This is a genomic window from Methylobacillus sp. MM3 (assembly GCF_001645185.1).
Taxonomy (GTDB): Bacteria; Pseudomonadota; Gammaproteobacteria; order Burkholderiales; family Methylophilaceae; genus MM2.
This window is the reverse complement of sequence record NZ_LXTQ01000050.1, coordinates 187,128-200,461: the sequence shown is the minus strand read 5'-3', so window position 1 is coordinate 200,461 and position 13,334 is coordinate 187,128. Positions and strand designations below refer to the sequence as shown.

The following is a 13,334-nucleotide window of genomic DNA, read 5'->3' as shown; positions in this document are numbered from 1 at the left end:
GAGGCTGCGCCATCGGGAAGCGACGATGAATTCGATGAACGCAAAAGCCCTGCTCGCCGGATTGGCGGTCGTGATGACCGGCCTCTTGGCCGGGCTGGGCGCCGTCGGCTTCGTCGATGTGGTGGACGGCAAGCTGGCGCTGATCACGGCGCTGCCTTTTGTGCTGGCGCTCGGCATGCTGCTGGTGCTGGACAAGCGCAAGCTGTTTTTCCTGATCCTGCTGTTCCGCGCCTCGGGCGATCTGGTGCTGGAAACTACCCGCTTCGGCGGCGGCATGGGCGTCGGTGGCCTCATCAATGCGCTGGTAATTCTGCTGGCGCTGATGTTCATCTTCGAGCGGCCTTCCGGCCTGTCGAAGCGCGCGATGTCGATCTGGGGGCCGGTGCTGGCGGTGGCGTTTGCCGCGATGTTCTATTCACCCGAGTTCAAGGATGCGATACGCGTGTTCCTGGCGCTGGTGTCCTATATGGCGGTGTTCGTCATCGCGTTCTACGTGGTGCGCAGCAAGGAGGATTTCGAGTTCGCCATCACCATCATCCTGCTGTCCTCGCTGATCCCGGTGATTTACGCGCTGTTCGTGGTGGCTACTTACAGCGGCGGCTCCATTTTTTCCGATACCTTCCGGCTGCGCGGCACGTTCAGCCATCCCAATATCCTGGCGTTTTACCTGGTGATCAACGTGTCGCTGATCTTCTACCGGCTGAAAACAAGCTTTGTCGACGCTCCTTTCTACAAATGCGCGGCGCTGTGGTTCTGGATGGCGCTGATGCTGGGCCTGCTGCTGCTGACCCAGACGCGTAGCGCGTGGGCGGCGATGTTCGTGATCTTTGCGGTATATGGTGTGTTTTTCCAGCAGCGTTATCTGCTCTACCTGGTGCTGGCGCCGTTGCTGGCGCTGCTGGTGCCCAGCGTGCGCGACCGGCTGCTCGATCTGGGGCAGGGCAACGAGGTCGGGCGTTATTCCGAACTGAATTCCTTCGCCTGGCGTCAACTGCTGTGGAAAACGGCCATGGACTGGATGGCGATCTCGAAATCGGTGTTCGGCTACGGTCTCAACTCGTTCAAGCATTATTCGCCGATCTTCTTCCCGCTGGCCGGCGGCACGCATTGGGGCGCGCATAGTACCTACGTGCAATGGTTTTTCGAGACTGGCGTGGTCGGCGTGCTGGCCTCGGCGTGGATGTACGTGCGCCTGTTCTTCACGCTGAAATTGGGCATCAAGGAAAACCGGCTCAGCACCATCATCGTCATCACGCTACTGATCGAATACCTGTTCTTCGCCTTCTCGGACAACATGCTCGATTACCTGGCATTCAACTGGTACTACTGGTTCTTCATCGGCGCGGCCTGCGCGATGGCCATGCGTTCACGCGCCGCGCAGGCGCTCACCCGGCAATACGAGCAGGGCTGGAGCGTGCACGAGCCGGATCACAATTTCCTCAAGAGCAACCGACGTCATGAGCCACGATACTGATTGGCAGGCCGACCTGCGCCGTTACCCCGCGCCCCGGCCATTTCTGAAAGAACAATCGCTGTGGGTGGTGTGGGTGTACCGCTTCGGGCGGCGCGTGGACCGGCTGCCCGAGGGCCTGCGCAAAAAGCTGTCGACGGTCCTCTACTGGCTGCTGTTCCGCATCGTTGAAACGCTGCTCGCAACCAGCCTGCCGAAAACCGCCATCATCGGCCCCGGGCTGCGCATCTGGCATTTCGGCGGCATTTTCATTCATTCCGATGCGCGCATCGGCGCCAATTGCACGCTGCGGCAGGGCGTCACCATCGGCAACCGCATCGAAGGCGGCCCGGTACCTGTCATCGGCAACAACGTCGAATTCGGCGCTTACGCGCAAGTGCTCGGCGGCATCCGCATCGGCAACGACTGCAGGATAGGCGCGATGTCGGTGGTGCTCACCGACGTGCCGGACGGCTGCACCGCGGTCGGCGCGCCGGCGCGCATTATCCGCCCCGCATTGCACAGCGTGCCCGTCCCGGCCTTCGAGGCATCGATAGGAATCTCAGATGAATAATATTGCCTATTTCATCAATCAATATCCCAAGGTGAGCCATAGTTTCATCCGGCGCGAAATCCTTGCGCTGGAACGGCAAGGCTACGCCGTCGAGCGCATCGCGTTGCGCGGTTGGGACGGCAATCTGGTGGATGTCGAAGATTTGCGCGAGCGCGGCCAGACAAAATATGTGCTGGAAGAAGGCATGAGCGGATTGCTGGTCGCCGCGCTGCGCGTCATGGCCGCCCATCCGCTGCGCTTTGCGGCGGCGTTGTGGACGACGTTGCGCTTAGGGTTGCGTGCCGACCGGCCGATTCCGTTCCATCTTATTTATCTCGCCGAAGCCTGCCGCATCCTGCCGTGGCTGGAGGCGTCCGGCGCGCAGCATATACACGCGCACTTCGGCACCAATTCCGCCGAGGTGGTGATGCTGGCGCATATCCTTGGCGGTCCGCCGTATAGCTTTACCGTGCACGGCCCGGAGGAGTTCGACAAACCGGAGTTCCTCAAGCTGCGCGAGAAGGTAAGGCGCGCCGCCTTTGTGGTGGCGATCAGTTCCTACGGCCGCAGCCAGCTTTGCCGCTGGGTGGATTACGCTGACTGGGACAAGATCAAGGTCGTGCATTGCGGGCTGGAGCCGGCTTTCCACAAGGTCGCGGCCGTGCCCGTGCCTTCGGCGCCGCGCCTAGTGTGCGTCGGCCGTCTGTGCGAGCAGAAAGGCCAGCTGCTGCTGGTGGAAGCGGTCGCCCAACTGGTGCGCAAGGGCATTGAGATCGAAGTGGTGCTGGCCGGCGACGGCGAAATGCGCTCCGAGATCGAAGCCCTTATTGCACAGCGCAAACTGCAAAAGCAAGTGCGCATCACCGGCTGGATCAGCAGCGAACAGGTGCGCGACGAAATTCTCGCGGCGCGCGCGCTGGTGCTGCCGAGCTTCGCCGAAGGGCTGCCGGTGGTGGTCATGGAGGCGATGGCGCTGCGCCGGCCGGTGCTCACGACCTATGTCGCGGGCATTCCCGAACTGATCGAATCCGGCAAGCACGGCTGGCTGTTCCCGGCGGGCGACGTGGATGCGCTCGCCGCTGCGATGCAGGCTTTCCTTGCCTTGCCGCTCGCGGCGGTGGAGACGATGGGCGAAGCCGCTCACTTCCAGGCGCTGGAACGGCATTCCATAGACACCGAGGCCGGCAAGCTGGCGCGGTTGTTCGTTGCCGCTGCGGCGCCCGTCTCCGCGCAAGTCCTGCAAGAAAAGAAGAGTTCGTATGATGCTGCTGCCTGAAATCCTGTTTATCGCGGTCGGCCTGGTGCTGTTCGTCCCGGCCTTCGTGTTCGCCGCGCAAGTCGTGCTGTCGCTGCCCATCTTCAAGCGCAAGAGCATACTATTCGGCGCGCGGCCCCATATTGCCGTGCTGATGCCCGCGCACAACGAGTCGTCCGGTATCGCGCGCCCACTCAATGCGATCCGCATGCAATTGCAGCCTGGCGACCGCCTGCTGGTCGTGGCTGACAATTGCACCGACGATACCGCCGAGATCGCGCTCGCCAACGGCGCGGAGGTGATTGTTCGAAATGATGAAGATCGGCGTGGCAAGGGTTATGCGCTCGATTTCGGCGTGCGTCATCTGGAAGCCCAGCCGCCGGAAGTGGTGATCGTGATCGACGCCGATTGCCTGGTGCACGGCTACGCGCTTGATATGCTGGCGCGGCATGCGCTGGCCGTGAGGCGCCCGGTGCAGGCGCTCTACCTGATGCATTCGCCGGAGGGCGCCAGCCTCAAGACCAAGGTCGCCGAGTTCGCCTGGGCGGTCAAGAACTGGGCGCGGCCGCTGGGCTACCACCATCTCGGCCTGCCATGCCAGCTGATGGGCACCGGCATGGCTTTTCCGTGGCTACATATCCGCTATGCTGATCTCGCCAGCGGGCACATCGTCGAAGACCTCAAGCTCGGCCTCGACTTCGCCGCCAAAGGCTATGCCCCGCATTTCTGCCCCGGCGCACGCGTGACCAGCGTGTTTCCCACTCATGTCGAAGGCGTGCAATCGCAGCGCACGCGTTGGGAACACGGCTCGCTCGGCATGCTGGTGCAGGAAGGCATGCCGCGCCTGAAACAAGCCCTGCACACCCGCAACGGCGGGTTGCTGGCACTGGCGCTCGATCTCTGCGTGCCGCCGCTGGCCTTGCTGACCCTGCTGGTGGTCGCACTGTGCGGTCTCGGCGCAATCGCGTGGCTGGTGACGGGCAACATCTGGCCCTGGGCGCTGGCCCTGCTGGATATGGGGTTGGTCGTCGGCGCGGTGCTGCTTGCCTGGCTGCGTGTCGGCCGCAAGATCATTTCCTTGCCTAGCCTGGCGTACGCGCCGTTTTACGCGCTCGGCAAGATCCCCTTGTATCTCAAATTCCTGGTGCGTCGCCAGGCGGAGTGGGTGCGGTCGCGCCGCGACTGAGGGGACATTATGTTCATCGGCATCCAGATACTGCGAGGATTGGCGGCTGCGATGGTGGTAGTCCACCACTACGTGGCGTCGCAAGCCGAGCAGGGTGTGGAAGTCGGACGCTGGCTGCATGAGTTCGGCGGCTCCGGGGTCGATATTTTCTTTGTGATCAGCGGTTTCATCATGATGATCACGCAATCCGACATGGGCGGCAAAAAGCGCGAATATTCCGCCCGGCAGTTTCTCGTGCGCCGTCTGATGCGCGTCGTGCCGCTGTACTGGGTGCTGACGGCATTGGCCTTCGGACTGGCATCCCTGGCCGGTGCGGCGGTCAATACGCAGATTCCCGTCGAAAAATTCCTGATGTCCATGCTGTTCCTGCCTTATAGCGACGGCCCTGTTTCCATGAGCGATGCCGCGCACACGGCCTACGTGATCCCGATGGCGTGGACGCTCACTTTCGAATGGTTTTTCTATCTGGTGTTCGCCTCTGCGCTGGCCTTCGGTTTGCATGCCTATGCCCGTCTTCACTTCATCGCCGTGGTCTTCGTCGCGCTGGTGGCGGCCGGTGTGCTGGCCCAGCCGCAAGCGCCGATTCTGCAGGTAGTCACGAGCCCCTTGCTGTTCGATTTCCTGCTCGGCTGCGCGGTGGCGGTGCTTTATCTCAAGGGCCTGCGCCTGAGCGCGTGGGTCGCCTTGCCGCTCGCGCTGATTGCTGTGGGTGTGCTGATCAATCAACTGCACGGCACGGTGTTCGAGCGCACCGCCATCTGGGGGCTGGCGTCGTTCGCGCTCATCATGTCGGCCTCGCTCAATCGGCGCGAAATCGCGCTATCTGCGGCGACGCGGCCTTTCGCGCACCTGGGCGATATTTCGTATTCGCTCTATCTTTCGCATTTTTTCACGCTGGCGCTGTTCGTCCGGTTGCAGGATCGCGTGCCCCTGCTGAACGATGGCTACGGCGTGGCTGCACTCGCCGCTTTTGCGCTGCTCAATTTATTCGTTGCCGAGGGGTGCTATCGCTGCATCGAAAACCCGGCGCGCAAGCTTTTTGCCAACGCCGATTTCTCCCGGCTCCGCCCCCGCCGCAAGGTGACCGAGCCGTGAGCAAGCGCTACGACTGGGTAGACTACGCCAAGGGCATCGGCATCCTGCTGGTGGTCTATGCGCATACCGCGCGCGGCGTATTCTCCGCCGGCATCGCATCCGATGAAGATTGGTACACGCTGGTGGACAGCGTGATCTACACCTTTCATATGCCATTGTTTTTCTTTCTTTCCGGCCTTTTTTTCTACAGCTCGCTGCAAAAGCGCGGCGGGGGTGCGCTGGTCGCGGCGAAAGCCGACACGATTTTATATCCTTACATCGTCTGGTCGTTGCTGCAGGGCACCGTCGAGCTGATGTTCTCGCGCTACACCAACGACGTGATCTCCGCCGAGGAGGTCGTCAATCTGCTGGAGCCGCGCGCGCAGTTCTGGTTCCTGTTTGCGCTGTTCATGATCACGGTGCTGGCGATTCCGATCTATGCGGCATTGAAGCAGCGCTATTTTCTGGCGGTGGCACTGGCGTTCTCCGCCGTGTTCGTCTTCAGCAATGCGCTGCCGGAGTTCTTCCATTCCGATTACCTCTACGCCTGGTTCGTATTTTTCGCGTTCGGCGTCTGGTTCAACGAAATCCGGGATGCCGTGCTGAGCCGTTCGCGTGCGTTGCTGGGATTCTTCTTTGTGCTGTTCGTATTCAGCCAGTGGATATTCCACGGCTATTTCGGGCTGACCTATGAAGACGGAGGCGCCGGCCTGCTGGTGCTGGCGTTGATCGCGATCATGTTTGTCGTGTTGCTGGCTCACGTGCTGTCGCATTACCCCGGACGGTTCATGCTGCAGCTCGGCTATTCGTCGATGGCGATCTACCTCATGCATGTGATGGTGGGCAGCGGGGTTCGGGTGTTTTTGCAAAAGATACTGCATGTCGAAAACCTCTATGCGCACCTCGCGCTGGGGTTTTCGGCGGCGGTGTTGATCCCGCTGGGGGTCGTGAAACTGTGTCGGCGCTGGGACATGATGTTTCTGCTGGAGGCGCCGCGAACAATATCGGGGCAATACTGGTATCAGAAGAAATTCGGCACTTAAGTCGCCGCTTTAAGGGAGGGGCGCCCAGCACATAAGCGGGGCGCCCGAAATACTTTATAAGGAGTCCGTTTTGGAAAACGGTAGATTTGCCGTGCTGGATGGCTGGCGCGGCATCAGCATATTGCTGGTGCTGGCGACGCATTTGTTGCCTTTGGGGCCGCATGCGTGGCAGCTGAATGTCACGGCCGGCATTCTGGGCATGGTGATCTTTTTCATATTGTCGGGGTTTCTTGTTACGCATTTTCTGCTGACGCGCTACGGGCTGGCGGATTTCCTGATCCGGCGGTTTTTCCGCATCCTGCCGCTGGCATGGCTCTACATGACGTTGATGTTTCTGATTTCACCGGTTACGCGCGAAATCTGGTTCGCGCATTTCCTGTTTTACGTCAATTATCCGCCGGATAAACTCGTTGCCACGACGCCGCATCTTTGGTCCTTGTGCGTCGAAATACATTTCTACCTGGGTATCGCGATGCTGGTCGCTTTTTTCCACAAACGCGGCCTGTTGCTGATTCCTGTTCTGCTGATCGCCGTGACACTGCTGCGCGCGACCCAGGGTGTGCACTATTCGATCATGACGCATCTGCGCATCGACGAGATCCTCGCCGGCGCGATGCTGGCGCTGATTTACAACGGCAAGCTGCCCGACATCCTGCGGATGCTTGTGAGCCGCGCGAGTTTGTCGGTGACGTTTGTTCTGCTGCTGATTTCGTGCCATCCGAGCGCCGGATTCATGTGTTATCTGCGGCCTTATTTTGCCGCGATACTGGTCGGCGCCACCTTGTTCAACCACAACACCGCCATCGATGGCTTGCTGCGAAACAGACTACTGGTTTATATCGCCACCATTTCATTCGCGCTGTACGTGATTCATCCATTTCTCGCGACGACGTGGCTAGGCTCGGGCGGTGATCTTGAAAAATATGCGAAAAGACCATTGCTGTTGGCCGTCCTGTTCATCAGCGCGCATATCTCGACCTTTTACTACGAGCAGCGGTGGATCGCTCTCGGTAAACGGATATCTTCAAAACTACGCGTAGGAGCAACTTATGAACTCAAATAAAAAACTTCTTTTATTCGCGCTGCTTGCGATGCCGCTTGGCGCATCGGCAGAGGCCGTGATAACCGACGCCGTATACGCCCCGACCAGCTTCTGGTACACACCTATCCCCGCGGCAGTGCCCTTGCACTCCAATTCGGCCAATTTCGTGAAGGAAATCCTGCGCCAGAAAGCGGCTTATTACGGCACCGTGACCATCAATACGAAGGAATACACCAGCCCCGTCTATATCGCCGCCGCCGGCGCGCCGACGATGAAAGTCACCCAGTGGGATTGCCAGAAGAAAGGCTATTCGGATACCAGCCTGACGGAACAGTGGTCCGCGGTTCCTGTCCCGGATTACGCCCTTCCTTCCAGGGGAACGGATTCCGAAATGACGGTTTACCAGCCTTCGACCGATACCGTGTGGGAGTTCTGGCAGGCTAAAAAAGTGGATGGAAAGTGGCAGGCATGCTGGGGTGGGCGCATCCAGAATGCCTCTGCCAGCAACGGCGTGTTTTACAAGTATTACGGCGTCACGGCCACCAGTCTTTCCTTTCTCGGCGGGCAAATTACCGCGGAGGAATTGCAGCGCGGCGAAATCAGGCATGCGATCGGGTTCTCGGTGGTGGACGCCGAGGATAAAAGCCTGTTCTCATGGCCGGCCAACCGCTCGGACGGGTCCAACCCCACGTCTGCGCCCAATCGCATTCCGGAAGGGTTGCGCTTCCGGCTCGACCCTGCAGTCAATGTCGATGCGCTGCCGATGAGCAAGGCGGGCAAGATCATCGCCAAGGCCGCGCAAAAATACGGTTTCGTGGTGTGGGATCGTTCCGGTGCCTTGGCCTTGCGTGCGCAGAATGCCGTTTCGTACACGGCATTGGGGAAGCCTGACCCGTACCCAACGCTCTTCGGTGGGCATCCCAACTATGCTGTCCTCAATGGCTTTCCCTGGGACAAGCTCCAATTCCTGCCGATGGATTACGGCAAGGACCTGACCTCGGGTACGAGTACTACGACCACCACTACGACGACGGCCCCGGCTACAAAACCGGGCAAGTCGCAACGCAAGTAGATTGTCTACTTACGGAGACAATCCTAGTTCATATAAATCATGAACTTAGCATATGGTTTGGGGTTGATGTCGTTGGACGGCGACGTCAACCCCTTTCCCAATAGCTGTCAGTATCAATATATTCTATTAAAAATCAATAACTTGAATTGATGGCACGCGGATTGCTATTTCTTTAGGCGTTACCGCCTGATAAGGAAAAATTCGAATGAGTCTGGGTAAGGTTGTGCCCATTGCCGGCTTTCCCGTCCACGAGGCAACGCCACAGGATCTGGCGATGCATCTGTTATCCGTACTGCGTGAGCACGAAAAAATTTCGCTGCTGTTTGCCAACAGCAATTTCGTCGTCAAGTGCAAGAAGCTATTGAACCGCATGGCTAACGACAGCGTGCTCATCGTCAACGACGGTATCGGTATCGATATCGTTGCCAAGTGCCTGCATGGGCGCGCGTTCAAGGCCAATTTGAACGGTACCGACTTCACTCCCTATCTGTTCCGCGAATCCTCGCGCCCGCTGCGCGTGTACATGCTGGGCGCGCATCCGGAAATCGTGGAAAAAGCCGCGGCATACGTCGAGCGCGAGTTGGGACAGGTGGTGGTCGGCTATTGCGACGGTTATAGCGGCTTGCGCGATCCGCATATCGTCGAGCGCATCAATCGCTCCGAGGCCGAAGTGCTGCTGGTGGCGCTGGGCAATCCCTTGCAGGAGGAATGGATCCTCAACCATCGCGATGCGCTGAATGCCGGCGTTGTCACCGGGGTGGGGGCTCTGTTCGATTTCTGGGCCGGCAGCAAACCGCGCGCCCCTGAATTCATTCAGAAAATCCGCATGGAATGGCTGTTCCGCTTATATCACGAGCCGCGCCGCCTGATGCGGCGCTATACGGTGGACATGCTGGTGTTTTTCGCGCACTGCCTCAAATACCGCAAGGACAGCAACAGCAGGGTTTCGGGCAGCCGGTCTCAAGCCGGCTTTTAAAAACGTATAAGGATCCATTATGAAAATACTAGTCGTTGGCGGCGCAGGATACATTGGTTCGCACATGGTAAAAATGCTGCTGGAACAAGGGCATGCGGTAGTTACATTTGATAATCTTTCTTCCGGTTTCCGCGATGCGGTGCTGGGTGGGGAATTCGTCAAGGGCGATCTCGCGGACAAGGCCAGGCTGGATGAAGTGTTTGCGACGCACAGGCCGGATGCGGTCATGCATTTCGCGTCCTGCATTCAGGTGGGCGAGTCGGTCCGCCAGCCAGGCAAGTATTACCAGAACAACGTCACCAATACGCTCAACCTGCTGGATGCGATGGTGAAGCATGATGTGGAATATTTCATTTTCTCCTCGACCGCCGCCATTTTCGGTGAGCCGGAGTATGTGCCCATCGATCCTTCGCACCCGAAAAATCCGGTGAACCCTTACGGCCGTACGAAATGGATGGTCGAGCAGATTCTGAACGACTACGACGACGCCTATGGCCTCAAGTCGGTTTGCCTGCGCTATTTCAATGCTGCCGGCGCCGATCCTTCCGGCCTGCTGGGCGAACGTCACGAACCCGAAACCCATTTGATTCCGCTGGTGCTGCAGGCGCTTTCCGGCCGCCGCGAGGCGATCACCGTGTTCGGCCGCGATTACGACACGCCGGACGGCACCTGCGTGCGCGACTACATTCATGTGGTCGATCTTTGCACCGCCCATTTGCTGGGGCTGCAACGCCTGATGGCGACGGGTTTGAGCCGCCGCTACAACCTGGGCAATGAATCCGGCTATACCGTGCAGGAAGTGATAGACGCCGCCGAGCGCGTGACTGGCTGCATCGTGCGTGTCGCGGAAGGCTCGCGCCGCGCTGGCGACCCGGCGATGCTGGTCGCGGATGCCACGCTGGCCCGCGAGGAACTGGGATGGCTGCCGGTCTATTCCGATCTCGACACCATCATCGCTCATGCCTGGCAGTGGGAAATGATCCACCTGCAGAGCGAGCGCAAACGCTGCGTCGCCTGATTTAAACCTTTTTATCAACTAGCAAGAATCGATATCATGAAAAAGATTACCAAAGCCGTATTTCCCGTTGCCGGTCTCGGCACCCGTTTTCTCCCCGCCACCAAGGCCAGCCCGAAAGAGATGCTGCCCATTGTGGACAAACCCCTGATCCAGTATGCCGTCGAGGAAGCTGTCGCGGCCGGCATCACGGACATGATTTTTATTACCGGGCGCAACAAGCGCTCCATCTCTGACCATTTCGATGTGGCCTACGAGCTTGAAAACGAGCTCGAACGCAACGGCAAGGAAAGCCTGCTGAAAGCACTGCGCAGCATCGTGCCGCGCAATATCAACTGCATCTATATTCGCCAGAATCGCGCATTGGGTCTGGGGCACGCCGTGCTGATGGCGAAGCCGGTGGTGCAGGACGAGCCTTTCGCGGTACTGCTGGCCGATGACCTGCTGGATGGAGAAACGCCCGTGATGAAGCAGATGACGCAAGCCTTCGATTACTACAATTGCTCGCTGCTGGGCGTGGAAAATGTCCCGCGCGAACAGACCCGCAGCTACGGCATCGTCGCCTCGCGTCCATTGGACGAAACGGTGGAGCAGGTTTCTGCAATCGTCGAAAAGCCTAAGCCCGAAGATGCGCCTTCCACGCTGGGCGTAGTCGGCCGCTATGTGCTGACGCCGCGCATTTTTCATTTTCTTGAAAACATCCAGGCCGGTTCCGGCGGCGAAATCCAGCTGACGGATGGCATTTCGGCGCTGCTCAACGAAGAGCAAGTGCTCGCTTATCGCTACCAGGGCGTACGCTACGACTGTGGTTCCAAGAGCGGATATCTCGAAGCGACGGTCAAGCTCGGCCTGCGGCATCCAGAGGTCGGCAAGGAGTTTCGTGCGATGCTGGAAGGAATGTTCGGACAATCTGCAAAAAAAACCACACAAACGTCTGAAAAAACGAGGGAATTGCTGGTGGTTGGCGGTAAAAGTTGATGTTTGATTTTTGCTATGCTAAGGTCAAAAAGAATAAAGGGATTGCAATAAAAGGGGCATAACGAATGACCATTTCTTCCAGCGCCGTCAAATCGAAGAAATCAGCGCACCGGACCTATAGCATCAATGCATCTCAACTCGTTGTCGCCAGCTGTCTGGCAGTATCTCCGCTGGTCTCCATGGCTGGCGGCGGTACCGCTTACACTGGCGACCCGCTGGACAAGATCGAAAATACCGACACGCTGAACTTCATTCTGGGCGGGCAGGTGCGCTACGACAGCAACCTGTTCCGCCTGTCCGGCTCCGAAGATCCGGAACCGGAACTCGGCCGTTCGCAAAAGTCCGACATCATCTATACGACAAACGCCGGGATACGCATCGACAAATCGTATTCGCTGCAGCGTTTCGTGGTCGAAGCGATGGTGGTCGATAATCGCTTCAAGACCTATGATTTTCTCGATTACACCGCGTTCAACTACAGCGCTGCCTGGCACTGGCACTTGACGCCGCGCATCACGGGCGTTCTACTTGCTGAGCAGAAGCAGGAAATGAACAGCTTCGCCGAGTTCCGCGAAACCGAGAAAAACGTCCAGACCAGCAACGTCCGGTTATTCACCGTGGATGGCGATCTGGGCGGCGGGTTCCACGCCATCGGCGGCCTGCTCGACGTGCGGGCACGCAACAGCAAAACCTTCGAAGCGGTCGGCGACTATCAACAGGATGGTTTCGAATTCGGCGGCAAATACATTGCTTCTTCGCAAAACTGGATTTCGCTCATACAGCGCGAAACTGACGGCGAATATCGCGGTCGCGAGTTGGACCCGGTGGCGCAGCTGGACAGCGGCTTCGATCAAAGCGAGACCGAAGCCAACATGTTCTGGCGCCTGACCGGCAAGTCGTCTTTCGATGCCAAGCTGGGCTATGTGAAGCGCGAGCACGACCATTTTGACGACCGCGATTATTCGGGCATGGTGGGCCGCCTGCTGTATCGCTGGGATATCACGGACAAGACGCAGTTGAACGTGTCGGTATCCCGTAATCTCTATAGCTATCAGGAGGACGAGAACAGCTATTACATCGCGGAAACCTTCTCGATTTCGCCGGTGTGGGAGTACAGCCCCAAGACCACATTCCGCGCGCGTTACGACTACAGCGACCGGGAATATCGCGGCGCCATCGTCTCGATTCCCGAACTACGCGACGATCAGTTGCAGATGTTTCTGCTGGCTGCCGACTGGAAAGCCACGCGCAACATCATCGTCACCGGCGCGCTGCAACACGACAAGCGCACGTCGAACTTCGAGGATTTCGATTACAAGGCGACTTCGGCGAGTATCAACGCGCAGTTTCTCTTTTAAGCTCCAAGGAATCTCTGAAATCTCTTCCCTCTCTCCTTGCGGGAGGGGGGTATAAAGCCGGCGAATGCCGGCTTTTTTCGTTTGGAGTTTCAATAGGGCGGGGAGCCTGCTAGCCGCGTGGTCGTTGATGCTTGGAGGGTCGGGACTCGCCCCGACAGGCGAGGTTCTTTCTTTTTCTTGTCCAAAAGAAAGAACCCAAAGAAAAAGACACCCTGCCGCTGCGGTGCTTCGCACTCCCTTGCGCTGCTCGTCGAGCCGGGCGGCGGGCTGAACTCGCTGCGCTCAAACAGACGCCCACCGAAATCCCCCGTCTCGACTGCGCTGCTCAGCGC

The 13,334-nt window shown here is 58.8% G+C and carries 12 protein-coding genes; all 12 read left to right on the top strand.

From position 1 onward, the window contains the following. The first annotated feature begins 25 nt into the window (after positions 1-25). Complete coding sequence (locus tag A7976_RS12895; protein ID WP_067112610.1) at positions 26-1,474, top strand: O-antigen ligase; 1,449 nt, start codon at positions 26-28, stop codon at positions 1,472-1,474. Further along, positions 1,458-2,024 (top strand): serine O-acetyltransferase, encoded by a 567-nt coding sequence (locus tag A7976_RS12890; RefSeq protein WP_067112607.1) that lies wholly within the window; start codon positions 1,458-1,460, stop codon positions 2,022-2,024. The genes A7976_RS12895 and A7976_RS12890 overlap by 17 nt, the downstream gene beginning before the upstream one ends. Next, a complete protein-coding gene (locus A7976_RS12885; protein ID WP_067112604.1) occupies positions 2,017-3,279 on the top strand; it encodes a glycosyltransferase family 4 protein in 1,263 nt (420 codons plus the stop codon). The genes A7976_RS12890 and A7976_RS12885 overlap by 8 nt, the downstream gene beginning before the upstream one ends. Further along, positions 3,263-4,444 (top strand): glycosyltransferase family 2 protein, encoded by a 1,182-nt coding sequence (locus A7976_RS12880; protein ID WP_067112602.1) that lies wholly within the window; start codon positions 3,263-3,265, stop codon positions 4,442-4,444. The genes A7976_RS12885 and A7976_RS12880 overlap by 17 nt, the downstream gene beginning before the upstream one ends. Positions 4,445-4,453: 9 nt before the next feature. Then, positions 4,454-5,539, top strand: a complete 1,086-nt coding sequence (locus A7976_RS12875) for an acyltransferase (RefSeq protein ID WP_067112599.1) — start codon at positions 4,454-4,456, stop codon at positions 5,537-5,539. Next, positions 5,536-6,561, top strand: a complete 1,026-nt coding sequence (locus A7976_RS12870) for an acyltransferase family protein (RefSeq protein WP_067112596.1) — start codon at positions 5,536-5,538, stop codon at positions 6,559-6,561. The genes A7976_RS12875 and A7976_RS12870 overlap by 4 nt, the downstream gene beginning before the upstream one ends. Before the next feature lie 70 nt (positions 6,562-6,631). Continuing rightward, positions 6,632-7,624 carry an acyltransferase gene (locus A7976_RS12865; RefSeq protein ID WP_067112593.1) on the top strand — a complete coding sequence of 331 codons (993 nt, stop codon included), beginning with the start codon at positions 6,632-6,634 and terminating at the stop codon, positions 7,622-7,624. Then, complete coding sequence (locus A7976_RS12860; protein ID WP_067112590.1) at positions 7,611-8,675, top strand: DUF4124 domain-containing protein; 1,065 nt, start codon at positions 7,611-7,613, stop codon at positions 8,673-8,675. Before A7976_RS12865 ends, A7976_RS12860 begins: the two co-directional genes overlap by 14 nt. A 205-nt stretch (positions 8,676-8,880) precedes the next feature. Further along, a complete protein-coding gene (locus A7976_RS12855) occupies positions 8,881-9,651 on the top strand; it encodes a WecB/TagA/CpsF family glycosyltransferase (RefSeq protein ID WP_067112587.1) in 771 nt (256 codons plus the stop codon). A gap of 19 nt (positions 9,652-9,670) precedes the next feature. Next, a complete protein-coding gene (gene galE / locus A7976_RS12850; protein WP_082878135.1) occupies positions 9,671-10,669 on the top strand; it encodes a UDP-glucose 4-epimerase GalE in 999 nt (332 codons plus the stop codon). 36 nt (positions 10,670-10,705) lie between these two features. After that, complete coding sequence (galU, locus tag A7976_RS12845) at positions 10,706-11,644, top strand: UTP--glucose-1-phosphate uridylyltransferase GalU (RefSeq protein ID WP_067112582.1); 939 nt, start codon at positions 10,706-10,708, stop codon at positions 11,642-11,644. Positions 11,645-11,709: 65 nt separating this feature from the next. Next, the gene (gene epsL, locus A7976_RS12840) at positions 11,710-13,002 is read left to right on the top strand and encodes an XrtB/PEP-CTERM-associated polysaccharide biosynthesis outer membrane protein EpsL (protein ID WP_067112579.1); all 1,293 of its coding nucleotides are present in this window, start codon (positions 11,710-11,712) and stop codon (positions 13,000-13,002) included. Positions 13,003-13,334 lie beyond the last annotated feature (332 nt).